Annotated in this window: 22 protein-coding genes; 10 read left to right on the top strand and 12 right to left on the bottom strand. The window is 72.2% G+C overall.

Annotated elements, in window-relative coordinates:
- Positions 1–72: 72 nt before the first annotated feature.
- Complete coding sequence (locus LZ495_RS39545) at positions 73–402, bottom strand: cupin domain-containing protein (protein ID WP_235058054.1); 330 nt, start codon at positions 400–402, stop codon at positions 73–75.
- Positions 403–504: 102 nt separating this feature from the next.
- Between LZ495_RS39545 and LZ495_RS39540 the strand changes: the two genes are divergently transcribed.
- Positions 505–1,326 (top strand): class I SAM-dependent methyltransferase, encoded by an 822-nt coding sequence (locus tag LZ495_RS39540; RefSeq protein ID WP_235058053.1) that lies wholly within the window; start codon positions 505–507, stop codon positions 1,324–1,326.
- Positions 1,327–1,772: 446 nt separating this feature from the next.
- Positions 1,773–2,651, top strand: coding sequence for a hypothetical protein (locus tag LZ495_RS39535; RefSeq protein WP_235058052.1), 879 nt, complete (start codon positions 1,773–1,775; stop codon positions 2,649–2,651).
- Positions 2,652–2,935: 284 nt separating this feature from the next.
- Here LZ495_RS39535 and LZ495_RS39530 read toward each other — a convergent pair whose 3' ends face one another.
- Complete coding sequence (locus tag LZ495_RS39530) at positions 2,936–3,580, bottom strand: hypothetical protein (RefSeq protein WP_235058051.1); 645 nt, start codon at positions 3,578–3,580, stop codon at positions 2,936–2,938.
- 214 nt (positions 3,581–3,794) lie between these two features.
- Here LZ495_RS39530 and LZ495_RS39525 point away from each other — a divergent pair, with 214 nt between their 5' ends.
- The 3 genes from LZ495_RS39525 to LZ495_RS39515 all read left to right on the top strand — a co-directional run bounded on the left by LZ495_RS39525 (position 3,795) and on the right by LZ495_RS39515 (position 5,640).
- A complete protein-coding gene (locus tag LZ495_RS39525; protein ID WP_235058050.1) occupies positions 3,795–4,859 on the top strand; it encodes a hypothetical protein in 1,065 nt (354 codons plus the stop codon).
- A gap of 169 nt (positions 4,860–5,028) precedes the next feature.
- Positions 5,029–5,295 (top strand): hypothetical protein, encoded by a 267-nt coding sequence (locus LZ495_RS39520; protein ID WP_235058049.1) that lies wholly within the window; start codon positions 5,029–5,031, stop codon positions 5,293–5,295.
- A gap of 36 nt (positions 5,296–5,331) precedes the next feature.
- Positions 5,332–5,640 carry a hypothetical protein gene (locus tag LZ495_RS39515; RefSeq protein WP_235058048.1) on the top strand — a complete coding sequence of 103 codons (309 nt, stop codon included), beginning with the start codon at positions 5,332–5,334 and terminating at the stop codon, positions 5,638–5,640.
- A 56-nt stretch (positions 5,641–5,696) separates the two neighbouring features.
- On the opposite strand, the gene LZ495_RS39510 is transcribed toward LZ495_RS39515, so the two are convergent.
- The 7 genes from LZ495_RS39510 to LZ495_RS39480 form a co-directional block, all read right to left on the bottom strand.
- On the bottom strand, positions 5,697–6,251 hold the full coding sequence (locus LZ495_RS39510) for a hypothetical protein (protein ID WP_235058047.1): 555 nt from the start codon (positions 6,249–6,251) through the stop codon (positions 5,697–5,699).
- The gene (locus tag LZ495_RS39505) at positions 6,244–8,547 is read right to left on the bottom strand and encodes a CHAT domain-containing WD40 repeat protein (protein WP_235058046.1); all 2,304 of its coding nucleotides are present in this window, start codon (positions 8,545–8,547) and stop codon (positions 6,244–6,246) included. The genes LZ495_RS39510 and LZ495_RS39505 overlap by 8 nt, the downstream gene beginning before the upstream one ends.
- Before the next feature lie 170 nt (positions 8,548–8,717).
- Entirely contained in the window at positions 8,718–9,401 is a 684-nt protein-coding gene (locus LZ495_RS39500; protein ID WP_235058045.1) for a hypothetical protein, read from the bottom strand.
- A 269-nt stretch (positions 9,402–9,670) separates the two neighbouring features.
- Positions 9,671–10,867 (bottom strand): ABC transporter permease, encoded by a 1,197-nt coding sequence (locus tag LZ495_RS39495; RefSeq protein WP_235058065.1) that lies wholly within the window; start codon positions 10,865–10,867, stop codon positions 9,671–9,673.
- 6 nt (positions 10,868–10,873) lie between these two features.
- Positions 10,874–11,506 carry an ABC transporter ATP-binding protein gene (locus tag LZ495_RS39490; RefSeq protein WP_235058064.1) on the bottom strand — a complete coding sequence of 211 codons (633 nt, stop codon included), beginning with the start codon at positions 11,504–11,506 and terminating at the stop codon, positions 10,874–10,876.
- 233 nt (positions 11,507–11,739) lie between these two features.
- Positions 11,740–12,825, bottom strand: coding sequence for a peptidoglycan-binding protein (locus LZ495_RS39485; protein ID WP_235058044.1), 1,086 nt, complete (start codon positions 12,823–12,825; stop codon positions 11,740–11,742).
- Complete coding sequence (locus tag LZ495_RS39480; protein WP_235058043.1) at positions 12,822–13,544, bottom strand: hypothetical protein; 723 nt, start codon at positions 13,542–13,544, stop codon at positions 12,822–12,824. Before LZ495_RS39480 ends, LZ495_RS39485 begins: the two co-directional genes overlap by 4 nt.
- Positions 13,545–13,675: 131 nt before the next feature.
- Here LZ495_RS39480 and LZ495_RS39475 point away from each other — a divergent pair, with 131 nt between their 5' ends.
- Both LZ495_RS39475 and LZ495_RS39470 read left to right on the top strand, forming a co-directional pair.
- On the top strand, positions 13,676–14,332 hold the full coding sequence (locus LZ495_RS39475) for a response regulator transcription factor (protein WP_235058042.1): 657 nt from the start codon (positions 13,676–13,678) through the stop codon (positions 14,330–14,332).
- A complete protein-coding gene (locus tag LZ495_RS39470) occupies positions 14,329–15,648 on the top strand; it encodes a sensor histidine kinase (RefSeq protein WP_308268800.1) in 1,320 nt (439 codons plus the stop codon). The genes LZ495_RS39475 and LZ495_RS39470 overlap by 4 nt, the downstream gene beginning before the upstream one ends.
- Here the strand turns inward: LZ495_RS39470 and LZ495_RS39465 are convergent.
- Positions 15,620–17,104, bottom strand: a complete 1,485-nt coding sequence (locus LZ495_RS39465; RefSeq protein WP_235058041.1) for an MFS transporter — start codon at positions 17,102–17,104, stop codon at positions 15,620–15,622. The two genes, LZ495_RS39470 and LZ495_RS39465, sit on opposite strands and share 29 nt — an antisense overlap.
- 70 nt (positions 17,105–17,174) lie before the next feature.
- Here LZ495_RS39465 and LZ495_RS39460 point away from each other — a divergent pair, with 70 nt between their 5' ends.
- Positions 17,175–17,927, top strand: a complete 753-nt coding sequence (locus tag LZ495_RS39460; protein ID WP_235058040.1) for a MarR family winged helix-turn-helix transcriptional regulator — start codon at positions 17,175–17,177, stop codon at positions 17,925–17,927.
- A 98-nt stretch (positions 17,928–18,025) separates the two neighbouring features.
- The gene (locus tag LZ495_RS39455; RefSeq protein ID WP_308268797.1) at positions 18,026–19,774 is read left to right on the top strand and encodes a serine/threonine-protein kinase; all 1,749 of its coding nucleotides are present in this window, start codon (positions 18,026–18,028) and stop codon (positions 19,772–19,774) included.
- Between the two features lie 60 nt (positions 19,775–19,834).
- Here the strand turns inward: LZ495_RS39455 and LZ495_RS39450 are convergent, their stop codons facing one another.
- Positions 19,835–20,299, bottom strand: a complete 465-nt coding sequence (locus LZ495_RS39450) for a GNAT family N-acetyltransferase (protein ID WP_235058038.1) — start codon at positions 20,297–20,299, stop codon at positions 19,835–19,837.
- Positions 20,300–20,346: 47 nt separating this feature from the next.
- Positions 20,347–21,033, bottom strand: coding sequence for a pyridoxamine 5'-phosphate oxidase family protein (locus tag LZ495_RS39445; RefSeq protein WP_235058037.1), 687 nt, complete (start codon positions 21,031–21,033; stop codon positions 20,347–20,349).
- A gap of 221 nt (positions 21,034–21,254) precedes the next feature.
- On the opposite strand from LZ495_RS39445, the gene LZ495_RS39440 reads away from it, so the two are divergent.
- Positions 21,255–22,568 carry an aminotransferase class I/II-fold pyridoxal phosphate-dependent enzyme gene (locus LZ495_RS39440; RefSeq protein ID WP_235058036.1) on the top strand — a complete coding sequence of 438 codons (1,314 nt, stop codon included), beginning with the start codon at positions 21,255–21,257 and terminating at the stop codon, positions 22,566–22,568.
- The last annotated feature ends 16 nt before the right edge of the window (positions 22,569–22,584 follow it).

Genomic DNA, 22,584 nt, shown 5'->3' with positions numbered 1-22,584 from the left:
GGAACTCGCGGGGGAGCGCGGAAGGGGGCGGGACCAGAACTCTCGGGGGAGCGCGGAAGGCGGGGCGGCGCCTCAGGACCCGGGCACGCCCGAATACGCCGGCGCGAAGAACACCAGCACAGCGAGGTCTTCCGTCACATCATGGAAGCGGTGCTCCTCGCGGGCCGGGACGAACAGGGCCGTCCCCGGGCCCACATCGACCGTGCGGCCGCCGGAGGTGAACCGACCACGACCCGAGGACACGACGTAGATCTCGTCCTCGGCGTGCGGCGACTGGTCGTCCGCCGCACCGGCCGGGATGGAGTACGTGCCGAAGCTCAGGGTGGGCACCCGTAGCTGCTCCACGAAGTCGGCGGCGCCGCCCGGGCCGGGGCGGAACGATCCGCAGTCGATGACATCCATGGTGAGGATCTTCGCACGCGGTCGGCCCGGCGGGGCGGGCAGGAAGCCCCTGGAGCCGAAATAGTCCGGACGCGGACCGAGTTCGTGGCAGGGTAGGGCGGCATGGGCGACACCCCGGGGTTCGACCCCGACCTTTACCAGGGCACCGCCGACTACTACGACCGCTTCCGGCTTCCGTACCCGGACGCCATGATCGACGACCTCGCCCACCGCACCGCGCCCGCGGACCCGGGCCCCGCCCGCCTGATCGACCTCGCCTGCGGCACCGGCCAACTTGCGTTCCCGCTGCACCGCCACTTCGCGGACGTCCTGGCCGTGGACGCCGAGCCCGACATGACCGCCGCGGTCCGCGCCAAAGCCGCCGCACTCAAGGCAGACGGGATCACTGCGGTCACCTCCGGCGCCGAAGCCCTGGACGTCGACCCCGGCAGCGTCGACCTGGTCGTCATCGGCAACGCCTTCCATCGCCTCGACCGCGCCCTCGTCGCCGCACGCATCCACTCCTGGCTCCGCCCCGGCGGCTACCTCGCGCTGTGCTGGTCCACGTCCCCCTGGGCCGGCGACGCGGCGTGGCAGCGTGACCTGGACGCCCTGATCGGCACGTGGAAGGACACGCTCGGCGCGACGTCCCGCGTCCCCGCGGGTTGGCACGACACCCGGGAGACCGACCCCGACCACGCCCTCCTCGCCCGCGCCGGCTTCCAGCCCGCCGGACGCCACGACTTCCCGACCGAACACCAGTGGACCGTGGCCGAACTCGCCGGCCACATCCGTTCGACGTCCTTCCTGCCGCCCGCGGTCCTCGCAGACCGCAGCCCCGACTTCGACGCCGCCCTCGCCGCCGCACTGGAGCGCCACACGACCGACGGCCGCCTCGCCGAAACCGTCGGCTTCACCTACGAACTCGTCAGCAGGCCGGCCTGAGCGAAACCGCCGACCTCAGCCGGCCTTCATCACGAGACCGGGAACCACGCGCGCCACGAACCCCGTTCTGAGCAAGTCATGTTCAGTGACGTACTACTGCGCCGCCCCGACGTCGTCGGCGTGGGCGCGGGCATGGCCTGCTTCCGCGAAGCCGGCGGACGGGCCCGCGGGCGGACTGGGGGCTGCGTACCGCGTTCACGCGTGAGACGTTCCACTGTCCGAGCTACACCGGGCTGTCGCCGGACGGATCCGGGGTGGCAGGACGGGTCGTCGGGCGGTCGATTGCCGACAGCAAGCGGGGCGGAAGCAGGCAGTGATTCGCAATTGCCAGCCATATAAGATAATTAACCCATTACTACCTTGCGTAACTCTTGCCCCGGAACCGGAGGTGCCGCAACCATGCGGCTGTGCGGGCGCGCCTGTGCCCGCGGGGGAGGGGAACAGCCATGGCTTTGCCTGGTCCGGTCGCCAATGGAACCTGGAACGTGGTCCCGGGGGAGGGCGGGAAGCTCCCGGGAAGCGAGTTCCTGCACGGCGCGGTCCACCACGTCACCTACACCTACCCGGCCGGCGGGGCCCCGACGTCCGCCGACTACAAGCTCGACGGGCAATGGACCAACAGCAGCAACGCCGCCGCGGTCTTCAAGACCGCCACCATGCTGCCCGTCCGGACGCTCGTCTCGACCGCGCTGGTACCGAACCTCACGAAGAACGCCTGCCTGCTGGACTCCGTCATCGCCCTGGTGGTCACCCTGCCGGTCGACTGGGAGTGGTGTCCGGGGCCCACGGTGAACCAGGCCTTCGACGTGAACCCGCTCAACGCGCCGATCGGCGAACTGTGCAACCTGGCACACCACTTGCTCGCCATGCGCTCCACGATCGAGGCGCGCAGCCGCCAGATGAAGAAGCTGAACGTCCCCGAGGTGACGATCACCACCGACATCGGCCGCCCGACCGTGAAGACGGCGAGCTACCGCATCAACTGGGTCGACGTCCTCAACGGCGGCCGCGACGCGTGCATCAAGGCCCTGCGGAAGGGCCCGCCGACCCCGATGATCAGCGGCCCGCCGTCCAAGAACCCGGCGAACGGCGAGATGAACAAGCTCATCGGGGCCGACATGTTCAAGGCCGACAACGGCCTCATCCAGATGGAGAAGCTCGGCCTCATCGACCTGGAAGGCATGAGCGGCCGCACCTTCGCGCCGACCAAGGGCAAGCTCGTCAAGATGGAGCCGGACCGCAGCGACGACCTGCACGCGGCCTACAACCACATCCGCTTCCTGCTCTATATGGAGTGGCGCGGTCTGCACGAACTGCTGCAGTAGGGGCCGTGGTTGCGCGGGACGGCCCGCGCACGCGACGGCCGGTAGGCGGGTCGTCCGGAGCGAATCCGGGCGGCCCGTCCGTCGCGCCGAGGCGGAGGCCGAGGTCAGGGCGGGACGGGTGGCGGAGGTGTGCACCGGGCCGGTCGCCAAGGTCAGTACCCGGACGGTGACGGACGTGAGTGCCGGACTCGTCGCCAAGCCCAGTGCCGGACCGGCGGCCGGGGCCGGGCCCCACCAGAGCCAGGTACGGGACAGGTTCGGCCGCGTCCTCATGCCGCGTCGGCTCAGGCCCCGTGCGACTCCCGCCCCTGGGAGGGCCTGACGAGCCAGTCGTAGAAGTCGGGACCGGCCGGGAACGGGGCCGCCGCCGGGTGCGGCACCAGCCAGAGCGCGGCCATCTCCAACTCGCCGTACGTGCTGAACTCCTCGCCTTGGGCGAGCACCAGCGCCCGGTTCCCCAGGCGCCACGCGGCGAAGTTCCACCCGTCCGGCCCGGTGTCCTGCGTGTACCGGACCTCGGGCCGGCCGAGCGCGGCGATGATCACCTCTTCGGCATCCGCCCACGCCTTGGCGAAAGCTGCCGCGGCAGCGTCCCCGGCCAAGGTCTCCGGCCAGTCGGGCCAGGGGAATTCGGCGCCGAGGAAGTCCTCTCCGTACTCGTCGTCGGCATCCGGATGGTGGTACGCGAACTCCAGGAAGAAGGCTGTGTGCCCGCCCGCGTCTTCGTCAGACGGCATGAGCGGATGCCCCGTACCTGTCAGCCGCGCAGGCGGCACGGGCCCGGCGCCCCAGCCGAACGTGTCCCACAGCCGCGCGACGGCCTCCCGGTCCCAGTCCGCCCGGGCCAGGTCGACCAACTGCCCGACCAGCGGGACCGTCAGCGGCCGGTGGCGTACGGCGATGGCCTGCGAAGCATCCGACGAGATCATGGCCGGACCCTAGCGGCGGCCTCCGCCACGAGGGCAGTGGGGTAGGCCTCCTCGGAGGCTGCGGTGTTCCACGCTTCGCCGCGGTGGCGCGCTCGGCGCCGCAGCGACCTGCCGGCCACGGCGTAGTCGCGCGGCAGTTCCTGGCCCGGGTCGGGGCCTCCGGTTCGAGGTGGCGTACGGATGCCCTGTCCGGGCGGTTCGCTAGGTTCCGGCCATGTCGATCACTGCACAACTGCGCGACTCGGTGCGGCTTCCGGGCGGAGAAGCCCTGGTGGGCGGCCTTGCCCTCGAAAGCCGTGGCGACGGGGAGCACCATGCGCTGCTTCGGAACGAGCACGCACTGGTCGTCCACGACTTGGCCAGGCTGTTCAAGGGCGACAGAGTGCCGACCGCGGTCGTCCCCCTTCCGTGGCCGGCGTGGGACCGCAGCATCCCGTCGGTCAGTCCCGACGGGTCGTACGCGGTGTTCTCCGGCCAGCGCGCAGTCAGGGCCGTGAGCGCGACCGGAGAAGTGCTGTGGGAGTACCGGCACGCATGTTGGGGGCCGGTGACCGATCACACCCACACCGGGGACGAGCAGGAGCTGTGCTACGGCTTGGAGCACGGCTCTTGCCGTGTCTCCGACGACGGCCGCCTTGTGTGGGCACACGTCATGGTCGAGCTGCCGGAGCCCGACGAGTACGAGTTTCTGGAGTGCTGGGTCGTGTTGGACGCCCGGGACGGACGGGAATTGGCCCGCCTGCCACTGGAGGACAGCGTGGCCTCCGGCTCGCACCAGCTCTCGCACCCGGACGGCGTGCACGTCGGGCTCTGCATCGGCATGGGCCAGGACGGCATCCTGCTGTACTGGGCGCGTTGGGACGGCGAGAAGCTCATCGGCTGGGACCTGAACCAGCACATGGACCGCATCCTCACGGACGTCCACCCGGGGCATGCAGGCTTCCTGACCGTCGACCACGAATGCGCGAATCTGCAACTCCACGCCCTGGACGGCACTGTGCTCTCCGAAGGGCCGCCCGAGCCGACCGACGACGGCGAACTGCCCTATTGGGACTACCTCTGCGGCTTTGTCGATGCCGACACGGTCATCGGCTCGACGCTCGACTCCGACGATCCCGGCCACTGGCTGCTCGACGCACACACCTTGGCGGTGCGCGGACGGCTCGCCTATCCCACGGGGCCCGTCGAGAGCTACGTACGCCCGCTCGGGGACGGAACCTGGCTGACCTACGACACCGTCAGCGAGACGCTTAATCGCTGGAGCGCGGCAGCGTCCTGACCGGTCCGCAGCAGGCACAAGCCCCGACAGCCACCCCGAACCAACCGACGAACAAAGCAATTTCGGCATGCCGTCTGCGGATGGTTCCTGCCATACTCGCTCGTCGCGTCGATCATGGATCTCCGGGGGGACGATGTTTGCAGCGAGTGGTGGCGAGGAACCGACCGGCGTGTTCGTGATCCTGGCGCTGGCCGGGTTGGCGATCGCCGCGTACAACCTGCGCGTAGTCCTCAACCTCGGCGGGAGCCTCGACAAGGCGGTGCAGCGGCGCATGTCCAACGTCACCCACCTGCACCGACGCCACGGCGACCTGGCCACCGCGTCCCAGCCCCGCGAGGACGACGCAGCGCGCTTCGTCCGGGCCATGACCTGGCTGCAACTGGCCGGCGGAGTCTTCCTCGCAGCCGCCGGAACAGTCCTGTACGCCACCGCCTGAGTGGCCGCGGACAGAAGGCAATAAGCGTCGCGGCCCGTGCCGCAGGGGGTGCTGACGTTCACGAACGTCATCCGCGGCACGGACTGCGCGGCGTACCTGTCGGCGAGCCTGACCGCCTCCGAGCGGATCGCCGACGCCGTACGCCGAGAGGCCGGACGCCATCCCTCGTTCGCCGCCGCCAAGGATGCGGTGCTGGAACAGCTAAGCGCGCAAGACCCGTTCGCCGCATCCGGCCCGCTGGACCCCCAGGCAGCCGACAACGCGGCCACGCTGCTCAGCGAGATGTGCGACCTCGGGATCGCGTGCGATGACGCCCCGCAGGTCACCAAAGGCAGGGGCGCATAAGGGCCCGGCAGCCCTCCTTCCCGGCTGACCGTACGAGCCGCCGCTCGCATGCGCGTTCAACCGGCGAGGGCCTCGTCCGCAGTGGAGCGCCAGCGCTTCTGAGCGTGGTCGTAGTGGAGCGGGCCAAGTTGGTAGGTGGTCAGGTCGAGACTGAGGAGTTCCGCGTAGGCCTCGGGCGTCAGCTCGTGGTCGATGAGGATCCGCAGCCCGGAGGCCGGGTCTTGGAGGACGATGTGCCGCGGGGCGGTGCCGGACGGCTGCTCGGGCTCCGGTTCCGACGCCGGTTCCGATGCCGATCCCGCGTCCGGCTCCGCTTCGTCGGACGACTCCGTGAGACGGTTGTGGCGGCGGAGCACCGCCCGCAGGCCGTCGGTGAACTTGCGGTACGAGTCCTCGCCCGCCTTGGTGCCGAAGCCGCCGAGGAAGCCGCTCAGCGGCACCGCGATCAGGATCAGCCAGGTGAGCGGATCGGCCCGGCGCGTCGGCAGCACGCGTGTGCGGACCGTGAACCCGATGGCGTCCAAGGCCTCCAGCAGCGGCAGTTCCTGCTCGACGGTGACCGCGGCGTCGACCACGAAGTCGGCGTGCGGGGGCGGGACGGCGTCAGTCATCGGTCTCCTCGGCAAGCCGCCAGACGGTCAGGGTCGCGTCGTCGCAGCCGGTCGCCAGGAACCTGCCGCGGGGTCCGAATACCGCCGCGCGGACGGCCGACTCGTGGGTGATCCGGGCGAGCTCCGCGCCGGAGGAGGGGTCCCAGAGCATCACGTCGTGGCCCGGCCCGAACGTGGCCAGCACACGTCCGTCGTCGCCGACGGCGACGTCCAGACCGGGCAGGCCGCGGGCGGTCGGGACGGGGTGTTCGGCGAGCTGCTTCTCGTCCGTCACGAAGTGCGTGAGGGTTCTGCCTTGCTCACCCGTGACCACGTCGATGAACTCGGCCATCCCGCCGATGTTGCCCACCACGAGGTCGCGTCCGTCCGCGGTGAAGGTCAGCCCGGACGGTCCGAGGTACCGCATGGCATGGACGGTCTCGGTCCCGGACTCCAGATCCCAGACGTGGACGAGGTTCTGCAGCGAGGTCGCGGCGACCCACCGGCTGTCCCGGCTGAAGACCACACGGCCCGCCGGGAGGCCGATGTCGAATCGGGACTCCAGGTCGCCTTGCCAGCTCCACACGCTGACCCCCTGGTCGAGGCTCACCGTGGCGATCCGCTTGCCGTCGAGGCTGAACGCCGCGTCGAGGACGGCGCTCCGGTGCCGGAAGCGCCAGCGCGCCCCCTCGCCGCTATGGGAGTGCCAGATCCGGACATTGCCGTTGGGCGATGTCGTGGCGGTCAGGTTGACCCCCGGGGAAATCGCCACGGCATGGAGGCCGGTGCTCCTGGCGTTGCCGAGCCGTACACGGCTGACCTCGGGGTCTCGCCCGGCGAAGAGCTCGAACAGGTTGAACATCGCGACCGTGCCGGGACCCGACGCGGCCGCCATGAGATATCCGCCCTTGTCGACGGCGAGGCAGTCCACGGGGAGGTCGAGCATGAGCTGTGCAGCGTGCACGGCGCGCAGGGTCCGTGGTGCCTTCGTGTCCTCAGGTCCTAGTGGTTCCGGCCCCGCAGGGCTTGGCCCCTCTGCGGGCTGGACGACGGCGGGGGAAGTGGCGACGAGATGGGCGCCGTTCCTGCGCAGGGCGGCGAGGAACGTGGCGGCCGCAGCGTCCCAAGGGTCGGTGTGGATCACTCCGACTTCATGCGCGGGCGGCAGCTCCGGGACGGGGGTACGGGCGGGAGCGACGATGGTGGCCGCGACGTCGAACACGTGCCTGTCCGGCGAACGCATATAGAGGACGGGAGTGCCCCACTCCAGCGACCCCGGGTGCGACATCCAGATGGCCTGGCGCGCCTCGGTGACGGCCAGGTCGACCGGGAGGTCGCGGGCCAGGCTCTCGTAGAACGTCCGGCTGCACTCCACCGCCGCGTCGTCCGAGATCGGGTACTGCATGGCGAGCACCGCGGACAGCCCCTTGCGCATCAGCGACCCGGCGACGCTGGACGACGCATTGAGGGCCGCCGCGCGCCCGGTCTCGCAGGCGTTGAGGACGACGAGCCGCACGGAGGGGTGCTGCGCCAGCAGCGTGGCCAATTGGTCGGCGCCCAGGTAACGCGTGCCGCCGTTCTCGTCGGCCAGCGCGAGCGCACCCTGCTGGGCGCTGCGGTCGAAACTGCCGTGCCCGATGAAGTGGAAGACGTGCCAGGGGCCTTGGTGCAGCGCATCGCGGAGGTCCCGCCAGGTCTGGCCGCGCACCCAGCCGACCTCGACGTGGCCGCTCGCCTCGAGGTCGGCCAAAGCCCTCCGCAATTGCGCGTCTTCGGCGTCGACCGCCAGGTTGCGCTGATCATGGGGCCGCGCGCTCATGCACAGGATGCGCAGCGGCGCCTCGACGCGCAGCGGCCGTGCAGCGGGCAGGGCCTGGGGGTGGCGGATCAGGGGAGTGGTGAGGCAGACGTACTCCTCGTCGGCCGAGTCGTACATGAACTCCCAAGGGAGCCGGGCAAGCTCGGGCGGCAGAATCCGTAAGACGAAGCGGAGCCGTCCGTGCGCGTGGTGTGCCTGTCGCCGACTCGCGAGCAGGAGCGACCGGCCCTCAGAGGTGACCAAGGCATCGAACAGCAGCCGACCGAGCCGGTTCACGGGGATCTCGTCCCCGACGATCACCCGCCGGGTACGGGCGGACGACGCCAGAACAGAGTCCGGTATCCGCTCGACGAGCGCGTCCAGCACAGCCGTCGGCGGCAACGCCATGACAGTCGCCGCCTCGCCACCCCCTGGCGCCTGCCACGTGACGTGGTAACCGCCGTCGGTCGCAGCCCCGATGACCACGTGAAAGTCGAGGTCAGTACCGAAGTCCCCCACAAGGAGGAGTCTAGAACCGTCACTCCGGTACGCACCTTGCACTCGCGCAAGGCCGCCACGCGAAGGGATGCGGAGCAATCAGCATCCGGCCGCGTCGGCGCCGTCGGCGCCGCGACCTCGACACTCGCCTACGTGGGCCGCCCGCTGCACGATCCGGATGCTCGCTTGCTTCAGCGGCCTTCGAGGCCGGCGTTGACGCCGTCGCGGAGGTAGCCGTACGCGAGGGCGATGGTGTGGGCGTTCTGCTGGCAGGTCGCGCGGGTCTTCGGGTCCTTCGGGTCGGATGCGCAGTTGTTGGCGCGATAAGCCGAAGCGGCCTTGAGGACAAGGGCGGCGTTGGCCCGCAGGGTCGGGTAGGTGTTGGCGGGCTCGTGCTTGATGAGGCCCAGTGTGGCGTTGACCGCCTCGGTGGCCTTTGCGGCGCCGAGGGCGCACTTGTCGGTCCACATGGTGGGCCGTTCGGGCCAGCACTTGGCGCCACGGCCTGAGCCATACGTGTTTTCCATGTCGCCGATGTACTCCTCGAAGTGCTGCTTCACGCTCTCGTTGTCCGGGGCCGTGCCCGCGCGGGGCCGGTCGCGCCAGTCCCCGTGGTTCGGCGCCATCTCGGACCACGTGGACGCGGGCGACGGGGTGCCCGCGGAGGCGGACGGGGTACGGGCCGCGGTGGGTGCGACTGCCGGCGAGGTCGCCGGGGCAGGGGAGGCGGGCGCCGTGGGCAGGGCGGCCTCCGGCGTCGAGGCTGCCGGGGCGGCCGCGGGGGAGTCGTCCCCGCTGCACGCGGCGACAGCGCCGAGGAGAACGGTGCAGGCCAAGGCCGCGAGAAGCCGGGCGGACGGCGCGGGGGCGTTCATGCGGGCCTCCTGCGGGGGCGGGATGCGGGGGTGGATAGGGGCGGCCTGCGTTCGGGCGCTGCCTGGGCGGCAGGGCCGCCGGACAGGGGAACCGATTATCCGGTTGGGCGTGGCGGTCTCTTCAGCGGGGTCGGAGTCGTGCGGGTGGGGACCTGCCGGATGCCGCTACGCCGCCCCTCGGCGCCTTGGGGGGCCGCAGTTGGGGGCGGCCCCCCCGTTGGGCCGGCGCCCCACCTCCGCGACGTATTCGCCGCACCTCCACTGCGTACCTACGTCGCGGCCAGTGCCTCCGTCGGTGGCAGCCGGGACGCGCGTATGGCCGGGTACAGGCCGGCGATCGCGCCGATGACGAGCGTGGCCGCGACCCCGCCGGCCGTCGCCCACAACGGGACCACCGCGGGCCAGCCTTGCGTGGCGGCGTAGCCCGTCGTGACCGCGGTCCCCAGGAAGACGCCGCCGATGCCGCCCAGGGCGGAAAGGAGCAGGGACTCGGTCAGGAACTGGGTGCGGATCTGGCCGCGGGTGGCGCCCAGCGACCTGCGCAGGCCGATCTCCGCCCGGCGCTCCAGGACCGAGATGACCATGGTGTTGGCCACGCCGACCCCGCCGACCAGGAGTGCCACCGCGCCCAGGCCCAGGAGGAGACCGGTGAAGGCCTCGTTCGTGGCGTGCTTCGCGGCCAGGACATCGGACGGGCGCGAGACCTTCACCTCGTTGGGGTTGGCCGGATTGGCCGTCGCGGCCAGGACGTCGCGCACCGCCTCGACCTGCGACTCGACGGACCTGGAGTACACGGTCGTCGGGTGCCCGTCGAACGCGAGGAGCGACTGGGCGACCGGCCAGCCGATGAGCGCGGCCGAGTCGACCTCCGGGGCCAGGGCCACCGGCTGAAGCACCCCCACGACGGTGAACAGTTCGCCGCCGAGCAGGACCTGGACGTCCGGCGCCGCGGCCCCGATGCCGAGGCGCTGCGCGGTCTCCGAACCCAGGACGACGGCCGGGAACTTCGCGGTGGCGGCGTTGAGCCAGGTGCCGTCGGCGAGGTCCGCGCCCAGCGTCGCGGGCAGGTTCAGGTGGACCGCGAGGACCGAGATCGCGTTGGTCTGGGCGGCCGGGATGCGGTCGTTCCGGTAGACCTTCGCGCCGGACAACTGCCCCGTCGCGGCGACCGTCTCGACCGGGCCGATGCGGGCGATCATCGGGACGGCCTCCGGCGGCAGCGACGCGGCACCGCCGGTGAGCTTGTTGCCCGGTGCCACGGTCAGCAGGTTCGTCCCGAACCGGTCCAGCTCGCGGTCGAGTTCCGCCCGGCTGGAGGTCGAGATCCCGGCCACCGCGGTCATCGCCGCGATGCCGATCGCGATGCCCAGCGCGGACAGGAACACCCGCATGCGGCGTGTCCGCAACCCCGACCCGCCGACCCGCAGCACGTCCCGGACCCGCAGACGCGCAGGCGAGAGCACCATCGCCACCTAGACCACCTCCCCGTCCCGCATCGAGATACGGCGCGGCAGGGCCGCGGCGATTTCCCGGTCGTGCGTGATCACCAGCACCGTGGTGCCGGAAGCGTGCAGTTCGTGCAGCAACTCCATGACGCCCGCACCCGACGCCGAGTCGAGGTTGCCGGTCGGCTCGTCCGCCAGCAGCAGCGCGGGCTCGCCGACGACCGCGCGGGCGATCGCCACCCGCTGCCGTTCGCCGCCCGACATTTCGTGCGGCAGATGGGTCAACCGACCGGACAGCCCGACCCGCAGCAGCGCCTCCTTCGCCCGCCGCCGGCGCTCGCGCAGCGAGACGCCCGAGTACAGGAGCCCGTCGGCGACGTTGTCGACCGCGGCCTGCCCGGGCGCGAGATGAAACTGCTGGAACACGAACCCGATCAGCTGCGCCCGCAGCGCGGACAGCTTCCGGTCGGACAGCGCGGCGACGTCGTGCCCGTCGATGCGGACCGTGCCCGACGACGGGCGGTCCAAGGTGCCGATCAGGTTCAGCATCGTCGACTTGCCCGAGCCGGACGGCCCGGCGATGGCGACGAGTTCGCCGAACCCGATGGTCAGCGAGACCTCGCGGACGGCGGCCACGCTCCCGGCGTACGTCTTGCTCACCCGGTCGAGCTCGACGAGGGCGGTGGACCGGGCAGTCGGGCCGGCCTCGGCGAGCCCGACTTGGGCGAGTCCGACTTCGGTGACGCCGACTCCGGCGGCTCCGACTCCGGCGGCGCCGTTTTCGGTGACCCCGCCTTCGACGGCTCCGATGCCGCCGGCCAGGTCGGCGACTCCGGCCGGGTCGCCCGGCCGGTCGCGAGCCGGATCCGGATAGGAGGCGGAAGCGGACAGGCTCACGTCGGCATCCCCACGGTCGTCCCTTCGGCCAGCCCGCCGCCGCTGACCTCGACCCGCCCGTCGGCGAACATCCCCACCTCCACCGCCACGACCCGTGACGCGCCGTTCTCGACGACCTGCACGCCGTACCCGCCCTCGGACAGCGCCAGCAGCGCGCCGATCGGCACGGTCAGCACCCCCTCGCGCTTGCCCGCGGTGAAGGCGACGCCCACCGACGCCTGGTCAAGGCCGGTGAGGTTGGCGGGCTCGTCCAGCGCCACCGTGGCGCGCACCTTTGTCTTCGGGTCGTCCGTACCGCCCCCGCCCTTCCCGGTACCGGGGTCGACGACCGTCTTCACCCCGGTGACCTTCCCGGGCACCGGCCGCCCGTCCGGCAGCTTGACGGTCACCGCCGCGCCCTCGACGGCGAGCCGCTGGTCGGCCACGTCCAGGTCGACGGTCACCACCCGCGCATCGCCCGTGTACGTGAGAACCGCCTGCCCGGGCTGCGCCGCGTCGCCGACCACAGTCTTGTGCGCATCGACGCGGACCGGCCCGGACGCGTACACGATCCGCCCGAGTTCGACGGTCCCGGTCTTCTCCAGACCGAGCGCCTTCTGCCACTTCTTCACCGCGGTCGCCGTGGCGTCGGTGTACTTCGTGTCGACCGTGAAGCCCCGGTAGCCCAGCGCCCACAGGTTCTGTTCAAACTGCTTGACGTCCGCGCCCTCGGTGTCCGGGGCCAGGGCCCGGTACGCGGGCAACGCCCCTTGCAGCAGGACGACCGGCTTCGCGTCGACGTCGTACAACGCCTTCCCGGGCGCGACGATGCTGCCGACCGCCGCCAGGCCCGTGACCGTGCCGGTCAGCTTGCCGTTCACCGTGGTGCTGTCGCCGTGGCTCAGCGATCCCGTCTTGGTCGTGGTGTCGACCAGGGTCTGCTTGCCGACGGTCGCGGTCGCCGGCGGCAGGTTGCCGCGCGCCGGCTTCCCGTCCTCGCCGTTGCCGCCGAACTCGGGGGCGAAACCGAGCCCGGCCGCCGCTCCCGCGGCCACCGCGACGACCGCGGCCGCGGCGCCGACGACCCGTCCCGTACGCGTCACGGCTTCACCTGGTTCGTCGAACCGCCGCCCTGACCCAGCATGTTGCACTTCTTCGACGCTTCCTCGAAGGCCGCATTGCCCGGCTCCATGCCGGACCCCGGGGTGGCCTCGATCTGCAGCGTCCCGTCCGCCGAGGGGTCGGGGAAGTTGGGGACGCCGTTCTCCCGCATGCACTTGGAAATCTCCCGGTTGCGCTTCGCGGCCTCCGGGTTGATCGGCTTGTTCTCGCCGCCGCCCGGGGCGAACTTCTTGCAGGCCGCCTCGGCCTTCTTCACGGCGTTGATGTCGGTTCCTTCGGGCAGGGAGATCCCGGCGCCGCCCTTGCCGTCCATCACCGGGTCGGGGAAGTCGGGGACGCCGTTCTCCCGCATGCACTGCGAATGCCGGAGCATCTTCTGCTCCTCCGAATCCCCGCTGCCGGACGAGCCCGAGGGGCTCGCGCTGCCGCCGGGGGAGGATGCGCTTGGGGTTGCGGCGCTGGCGACCCTGGAACCGTCGCCGTCCGAGGAACTGCACCCGGCAAGGGCGAGCGCCAGGACGAACGCGGCGGCCGCGGCGGCGGTCGCCGCAGCGCCGGACCGCGGGCGCCGGGTGCGCGGCCTCGCGGGGGTGTCGCCGCCGGCACAGGCCGGGGCGTACGTCGGGTTCTGCATCCGGTCCTGGAACTGGTGGTGATTCCGGCGCTGGTGCCGGATCTCGTTGCGGGGTCGGTTCTGCATGGCAGCCGTCGTCCTCCTCCGGGCCGGACACCTGCCGGCCGCTGCCCCGCATTCGAGCCGAGGCCGCATATCCCGGCCGTTTCCGAAAGCGTTAACGCCCGGGAAACACCCCCGCAGGCCACGATGTGCGGATGCGCATTCTGGTGGTGGAGGACGAAGTGCTGCTGGCCGATGCCGTGGCCAAGTGGCTGCGCGGCGACGCGCATGCGGTCGACGTCGTCCATGACGGGGCGGCCGCACTCGAGCGGGTCGGCGTCAACGACTACGACGTGGTGGTGCTGGACCGCGACCTGCCGGTCGTGCACGGCGACGAGGTCTGCCGGCGGCTCACCGCCGAGGGTGCACCGGCCCGCGTGCTCATGCTGACCGCCGCGGGCGAGATCGACGACCGGGTGGCCGGCTTCGCGCTGGGCGCGGACGACTACCTGCCCAAGCCGTTCGCGTTCCCGGAGCTGGCCGCCCGCGTGGTCGCGCTCGGCCGCCGCGGCGGGCCCAGCGCCCCGCCGGTGCTCCAGCGTGCCGGGATCCGGCTCGACCCGCACCGCCGCGAGGTCTACCGCGACGGCCGCTACGTCCCGCTCTCCCGCAAGGAGTTCGCGGTCCTCGCCGAACTGCTCCGCGCGGACGGCGCGGCCGTCTCCGCCGAGCACCTGCTGGAGAAGGCCTGGGACGAGAACGCCGACCCCTTCACCAATGCGGTCCGCATCGCCATCCTCAAACTGCGCCGCAAGCTGGGCGAACCGGCGGTCGTGCACACCGAGCCGGGAGTGGGGTACCGGATACCGTGACCGCCGCTCCCACGCCTACGCCCACCGCCAGTGCCACCGCCATCCCTTCCGCGGTCGCCGCGGCCGCCGCCTCCGCGCCGGCCCGCAGGCGTCGGCCCCTCAGCCTCCGGGCCCGCCTCACACTCGTGTACGGCGGCCTGTTCATGCTGGCCGGCGTCCTGCTGCTGGGCCTGACGTACGTCCTGGTCTCCCAGCAGTTCGACAGCCCGCCCGGCGACAGCAAGATGATCTCCGGCGTCGCCCCGGACGGCCGCCCGCTGCCGCCCGAAGCCGTCACCCTGAACGAAGGCGACCGCCCGCGCGACGATCCGCCCGGAGGCGCACCGCCGGGTGCGGTGACCAACCAGCACTACGCCGAGCAGGCCCAGAACGACGTCATGGGCTCCTTGCTCACCCAAGGCGCCATCGCCCTGGGCGTCGTCGGCGCGATCTCCGGAGCGCTCGGCTGGCTGATCGCCGGACGGGTCCTGCAACCGCTGCACCGCGTCACCGAGACCGCGCGCCGGATCGCGGACGCCCCGGCCGCGGACCGCGGCCTGCACGAGCGCATCGCCCTGCCCGGGCCCGCGGACGAAGTGAAGGTGCTCGCCGACACGTTCGACGTCATGCTGGCCCGGCTCGACCACGCGTTCGACGGCCAGCGGCGGTTCATCGCCAACGCGTCGCACGAGCTGCGGACACCGCTCTCGCTCAACAAGGCGCTCCTCGAGGTCGCGGTACGCGGGGCAGAGGCATCCGTCGAGGTCCGGCAGCTCGGCACCACGCTGCTCGACATCAATGCCAGGCACGAACGCCTGATCGACGGACTCCTGCTGCTGGCCCGCTCGGAGGCCGAGGTGCTGGAACAGGCGTACGTCGACCTCGCCGACGTCGTCGAACATGTGGCCGACCTCGCGGATGCCGCCGACAGCGAGAGCGCTGCCGAGGTCAAGGTGGTGACGGCTGCCGACGAGGCACCCACCACCGGAAACCCGGTGCTGCTCGAACGCCTCGTGCAGAACCTGGTCGAGAACGGTGTCCGCCACAACACGCCGAACGGCGGCTGGGTCCGGGTGGCCTGCGGACCGGGCGACGTACCCGGAACGGTCGTCCTGGAGGTGAGCAACACCGGGCCGGTGGTGGCTCCGTACGACATCCCCACGCTGTTCGAACCGTTCCGCAGGCTCGGTGCGGACCGGCTCTCCGCGGCCCCGGGCGCGGGGCTCGGGTTGTCGATCGTGCGGGCGGTGGCCCGGGCGCACGGCGGCGACGTCCGGGCCGAACCCCGGGAGTCGGGCGGGCTGGTGGTCACCGTGACGCTGCCTGCGGCGGTGTGACGGAGCCGAGGCCGCCGTCGGCCTCGGCCGCGTCGTTCGCGTCGGCGGCATGCGGTTCGTCGATTGCCTCGGTCGCCTCGGTTGCCTCCGCCGTGTCGGTCGACGGGTACTCCTCCGCTGTCCCGATCGGTGCGGTGAGCGCATCGGGCAGCAGCAGGATCGCGAGGTTCGCCGCGGCCACGAGTGCCGCGGCGATCAGGAGCGGCGCGCTGGTGCCGATCACCGCCGCCACGGGCGCGGCCACCGCGAGGCCGACCGGCCGGGCCGCGAACGAGATCAGCGCATCGAACGACCCCACCCGGCCCAGAGCCTCCGCCGGGATGCGGTTCTGCATCATGGTCTCCCACAGCGGACTCAGCACTCCCAGCCCGAACATCGCCGCGAAGTACGCCGCGGTCACCACCGCCACCGGCGCATGCACCGCGAACGCGACCAGCGGGATCGCGTAAGCCGATGCACCCACGGCCACCGCGACCGCCGGCCGGCGGATCGGCAGGCGGGCCGCCGCGAAGGCGCCGGCCACCATTCCCACCGCACCCAGCTGGGCGATGACCACCCACGCGGTCTCCCCGCCGAGGTGGTCGACCGCGATCGCCGGGCCGAGCGTCAGCAGGAAGCCCGCGGCCAGGTGCCACACCCCGTGGCCCGCGACGTTGGTGAGGAACCACGGGTGCCGGCGGGCTTCGGCCCATCCGTCGCGGAGGTCGGCCCGCCAATGCCGACGCTTGGCGGTGTCTGCGCCGTTGTCCGCAGTATCCGCAGGTTCCGCGGTGCCCGCGGTGCCTGCGACGTCCGCCGACTCGGCCGCGTCCGCCGCACCTGCCGCCGCCGTGCCGTCCATCGCCTTCCTCGACCCCTTCGCCCCCCTAACCTCCGTCGGGCCCGCTTCGGAGGTCGCCCGCCGCCGGGGCTGCAGGCTCCCCAACGTCGCAGCCGAGCCCATGAACAGAAGCCCCGTCAGCATCGAGGACCACCCCGGCCCGATGGCCAGCATCAGCCCGCCTGCCGCGGCCGGGCCGGTGATCTGGGCGAGGCCCTGCGCGACGTTCAGCCGGGCGTTCGTCCGCAGCCGGTCCGGTTCGGCGACGCAGCCCGCGACCAGGGTGCGTACCGCCGGCATCCCGAACGCGATCGCCGCGCCGGTCACCGCGGCCAGCCCGGCCAGCAGGGGGATACGCCCGCTGCCGGCGAGCAGTTCGGCGCCGATGCCGAACTGCGCGGCGGCCCGTACGAGGTCCGCAGCCAGGACGACGCGCCCGGCTCGGAAGCGGTCCGCGGCCACGCCGGCCACCGGGAGCAGCATCAGCATCGGCACCAACTCGCAGGCCAGGACGATCCCGAGGTCGGTCGGGGTGCCGGTGCGCAGGACGGCGAGGATCAGCGTGGTCGGGATCAGTGCGGTCGCGAGGGCGGCGACCGTGCGACCGATCAGGAGGCGGTGCACCGGAGGCATCATGCCGGGCAATGTATTTCGCTGGCGAATCATTCGTCAACGAAATACTCGCTGGCGTAGCATAATGCGGGACATGGCACCCCGGCAGCAGAAGTCCCCGCAGCGCGTTACCCCTGCGGGGAACGCCCCTGCGCGCAAAGGCCGCACCGCGCCCGGCCCGACGGGTCCCGGCGCGGGCGACGGGGCCGACGCGTCGGCGTCCGATGCGTCCGATGCGTCCGGTCAGGCGTCACGCGTCACCGGACCCGCCACCGGACCCGGCGCCGACCCCGCCGAGGACTCCGTCGACCGCCACATCGCACGCTGGCGCGGCCGGGCGCCGTTCGACGAGCGGGTCGAGGGCATCGTCACGCGCATGCAGTTCCTGGTGAAGCACGTCGCCCAGGCCAAGCGTCACTCGCTTGCCGAAGTCGGTCTGCAGGACTTCGAGTTCGAGACCCTCCACCGCCTCGCCGCGCGCCGCCCGCCGGGCCGGGCAGCCGGCACCGGACGCGCCACCCCGTCCGAACTCGCCGCCGAACTCCTCGTCTCCCCGGCAGGCATGACCGGCCGCCTCGACACGCTGGAGGAGGCCGGCCTGATCCGGCGCATCCGCAGCACCGAGGACCGCCGCCGCGTCGACGTCGAGATGACCGACCTCGGCCGCACCCGGTGGGAATCCGCGATGCACCTGATGAGCGCCGCCGAGACCGACCTCGTCGCACCGCTCGGCCCCGACGACCGCGACGTCCTGGACGCCCTGCTCAAGCGCATGCTCGCGCACGCCGAACAGGCCAAGGCCGGGGATCCGGCGGCGCCCCGCGCCGACCGCCCGCGCAACGCCTGAGTCCGCCCGTCCGGGGCCGCAACGTAGCCCGGCAACGCGGCCGGGGCCAGGTCACGTTGATCCCGGCCGGGCGGGTCCGTACGCTCTGAATCCGGTCGGTGCCGGGAGACGCCCGGAAGAACGGCCAGCCACGGGGGCTGAGGGATTTGTCGGCAGGGCGCCACACGCAAGAACCAGGTCACCGCACGCAGGAACAGGGACCGGCACAGCCGCAGCGGGTCATCGGCGGGCGCTACGGCCTCGTCGCCCCGCTCGGAGCCGGCGGCTTCGGGCGCGTGTGGCGGGCGTACGACTCCGTGTTGGGCGTCGAGGTCGCGGTCAAGGAAGTCGGGCTGCCGCACGACTCCGATGCGGACGAGCCCGGGTCCGACTCCGCGACCGTCCGTGCGGACCTCGTGGCCCGTGCGGTACGTGAAGCGCGCAATGCGGCCCGGCTCCGCGACCATCCGCACATCGTCGCCGTCCACGACGTGGTGGTCGAAGAAGGCGTCCCGTGGATCGTCATGCGCCTGGTCGTCGGCCGGTCACTGGCCGAAATCCTCGCCTCGGAAGGCCCGTTGCCCGCGCCGCGGGTCACCGGAATCGCCCGCGCGCTCCTCGGCGCACTCCAGGCCGCGCACGCGACCGGCGTCGTCCACCGCGACCTCAAGCCCGCCAACGTCATGGTGACCGCCCAGGGGCAGATCCTCCTCGCCGACTTCGGGATCGCGGTCCACGAGACCGACACCAGGCTCACGACCAGCGGCGGCATTGTCGGGTCCGTCGCGTACATGGCACCTGAGCGGCTCGACGGGGACCAGGACGACGGCGCGAGCGACCTGTTCTCGCTGGGCGTGACCCTGTACGAAGCGCTGGAGGGCGTCTCGCCGTTCCGCCGCGAGACCGCGACCGGGACGCTGACCGCGGTCGTCCTGCACGACCCGCCGCCGCTCCGGCGCGGGGATCCCGCGCTGGCCCGGCTGATCGTCGGGCTGCTCATGAAGAAGCCGGAGAACCGGCCGAGTATCGCGGAGGCACTTGCCCTGCTCGGCGATCCCGGCCCGGTCACGGCCCCACCGCCGTTCCCGCATCAGACTCCGCAGGCGACACCGCCTCCGACCCCGCATCAGACTCCGCATGGGGTGTCGGTCCAGACGGCGCCCCACATGCCGCTCCACGTGCCCCCGCCTCCGGTGCCTCCGGCCGCCCCTGCGCCGCCGCCCCGGCCGCGGTCCACGCGGCGCCGAGCCTGGATCATCGCGGCCTCGGTGGTCGCGGTCGCGCTCCTCGCCGGCCTGGGTGTCGTGCTCGCGGACCGCGCCGCAGACGACGGCTCCGGCACGGCGGTCGACGGCGTGGTCACCGACCCGCGCACCGGCATCAGCGTGCCGCGCCTCAAGGGCTGGTCCGACCTCTCCGGCACGGCGCCCGGGCACCAGACCACGGGCGCGTACCCCTGCCCGTCCGACAAGCGGGACATAGGCTGCTTCCTCGGCGAGGTCGCGATCCACACGCTCCGCGGGGACAGCATCGAGAAGGCCGCCCGCGACCTGCTCGACGAGGCAAGCGACAACCCGGACTTCACCCTGATCCGCACCGTCCGGAACGAACCCGTCACGGTCGACGGCAAACGCGCGATGTGGCTGATGGTGGAGATCCGGATGAAGAAGCCGGACGGCAACGGCATCGTGCGCAGCAAGTCCGTGCAGATCATCGTGGTCGACAATCCATTCCCGGATCGCAACAAGCAGGTGTTCCCCCTGGTGGTCACCGCCCTCGACAAGGACACCGAGGCGCCCGCGGCCGGCGTGCTGGACGTCGTACGCAAGGGCATCAAGGTCGCCCCGCCCCAACCGTCGACCGGCTGACCCGCCCCACGGCTTGGTACGCCGACGACTTCGTGCGGGACACGGCAATCGGTGCCCCGGTCAGCGCGCGGCGGCCGCCGGGGGACGGGCGAGGTAGGCCGTCTTGGCGTCCGCAGAGAATCCGCAGGCCCGATAGAACGCGTGGGTCGACGGGTCGTGCGAACCGGTCAGCAGCATTGCCTTGTAGCAGCCTGCGTCCCAGGCGGCCTGGAGGGTGCCGGCCATGATGCGCCGGCCGAGCCCGGTGCCGCGCAGCGCCTCGTCGACCACGACGTTCTCGACGACTGCGTACGGCCGGGCCGAGCGGGACAGGTTCGGGATGACGTTGAGGTAGGTGGTCGCGACCAGTCGCGCCGCGTCTTCGTCCTCCAGCACGAACAGGGTCAGCCCCGGGGTGCCGAGGATGACGGCGAAGGTCGCCGTGTCCGAGCCGTCGTCCAATACCGGGTCCCCGGGCTGGAGTTGGCGGTACAGGTGCATGATGCCGTCGAGGTCGTCGGGACCGGCCGCCCGGAAAACGGTCATTTCCACAGGCTAGGCGGTCAGGCATTCGCCGGGGCGGCCGGTGCCGGTCATGAGTGCTCGGCCGTCCACGCGGCCAGGTATGCCGGAAGCTCGGGGGAGACCCCGGCGTCCGCCTCGGGAGTGCCGGCCACCACGCGGAGCGGGACGACGCCTGCCCAGTGGTCGAGGCCGAGGTCGGCCTCGTCCTCGGAGAGGCCGTGGGTGCGGACCTTGGCCGCGACCTCGACGAGTTCGAGGGCGAACAGGCCGGTCTGCGCCGCCTCCTTGCGGTTCGGCGGACGCGTGTCCGCGGAGCGCCCCGGCACCAAGTGGTCGAGCAGGACCGACCAGCCGCGCACGAGCTCGTCCGGCTCGGTGACGCGGCGCAGCGGGCCGTGCGCGATGACGCAGCGGAAGTTCAGCGAGTGGTGCATCGCCGAGCGGGCCAGGACGAGCGCGTCGGCGTGCGTGACCGCGAACGAGACCGGGAGCCCCTCGTCGCCGGCCTTGCGGACCGCCGTGGCGAGGTGCGAACCGCTGGAGACGTGCACGTACACGCGGCTGCCGTCACGGCCGAAGGCCAGCGGCAGGATGTGCGGCTGCCCGAAGGCGGTGAACGAGATGTGCGCAAGGAACGCCTCGTCGAGGATCGCGTGGACCACATCGGCGTCGTAGCGCATGCGGTCGCGGGCGCGGGTGGGCGTGGTGGCCTCGGTGCGGGCGTAGACGGGAGGGGCCTCGGGAGCGACGGTCATGGCGGGACCTTCTTTGTACTAGTTCAATCGTGTCTTCGCGGTAGTACAATAAATGCAGAGCGGGGAGTGCTGTCAACGGCGAATCCCGGCCGGGGTCCGCGGGCCTGTGGTGGCGTAGCGTGCGTGGTCGGACGTCCACTCACGCATGAACCACAGGCGCGAACAGCACGCACGAACAGCACGCACGAACGCAGGAACGACCGCCCGCAGGAGGAACGCCCGTGGCACCGACCGGCCGCACCGCCGCCGACATCGCGGCCTCCGTCGAGCGCGACCTGCGCCGCGGCGACCTCGCACCCGGCGATGCGCTGCCCCCGGTCCGGACACTCGCCGCGGAACTCGGGGTCAACGCCAACACCGTCGCCGCCGCGTACCGGCTGCTGCGCGACCGCGGCACGGTCGAGACCCACGGCCGCGCCGGCACCCGCGTCCGCCCGCGGCCCGCTGCCACCGAGCGCAACGCCCTCGGCCCGACCGCTCCGCCCGGCACCCGGCACCTTGCCAAAGGCGAACCCGACGCCGCGCTGCTGCCCGATCCGGCGTTCCCGGACCCGGCGACCTGGCGTCCCCTCTACAGCCACCCGCCGCTGTACGAACCGCTCGCCGACGCCGCCCGCGCCGTGTTCACCGCGGACGGCGTGCCCGCCGACCACCTCGTGGCCACCTCCGGAGCGCTGGACGCCATCGAACGCGGGCTCATGGCCCACCTGCGCCCCGGCGACACCGTCCTTGTCGAGGACCCCGGCTGGGCGAACTACCTGGACCTGCTCGCCGCCCTCAACCTGACGGCCCGTCCGGTACGCATCGACGACGACGGCCCCGACCCCGACGAGGTCGCCGCCGGCCTGCGCGAAGGCGCCCGCGGACTCGTCATCACCTCACGCGCGCAGAACCCGACCGGCGCCGCAGTCTCCGCGGCCCGCGCCGCCGACCTGCGCTCGGTGCTCGCCGGGTATCCGGGCGTCCTCGTCGTCGAGGACGACCACGGCAACGCCATCGCCGGCCCCGAACTGGCGTCGGTGCTGGGCGGCTCCGAGCACTGGCTGTACGTGCGGTCCAGCGCCAAGGCGTACGGCCCCGACCTGCGCTGCGCGGTCGCGTCCGGCGACGAGACCACCATCGGCCGCATCGCCGGACGCCAGCGCCTCGGCCCCGGCTGGGTCAGCCACGCCCTGCAGCATGCGGTCGCGCACGCCTGGACATCCCCGGATGTCGCGGCCCAGGTGGAAGTCGCCCGGCGCACGTACGCCCAGCGCCGCGCATGGCTCGTCGACGCACTCGCTGCGCGCGGCGTGACCGCGCACGGGAAGTCCGGCATCAACGTCTGGGTACCGGTCCGCGACGAGGTCGGCGCGGTCGCCGAACTCCTCGCCCGCGGATGGCTGGTCGCCCCCGGCAAGCGCTACCGGCTGAACTCCGGGCCGGCCATCCGCATCACCGTCGCCCAACTCCGCGAGGACGAGGCGGCCCCGCTGGCCGAGGCGGTCGCCGCGGCATCCGGCCTGCTGGCGCCGCGTCGGCACAGCCGCGTCTGACGCTGACCCGCGGACT

The organism is Yinghuangia soli (assembly GCF_021502675.1).
Taxonomy (GTDB): domain Bacteria; phylum Actinomycetota; class Actinomycetes; order Streptomycetales; family Streptomycetaceae; genus Yinghuangia; species Yinghuangia soli.
The sequence above is the reverse complement of the archived record's forward strand: the minus strand, read 5'-3'. Positions and strand labels throughout refer to the sequence as shown.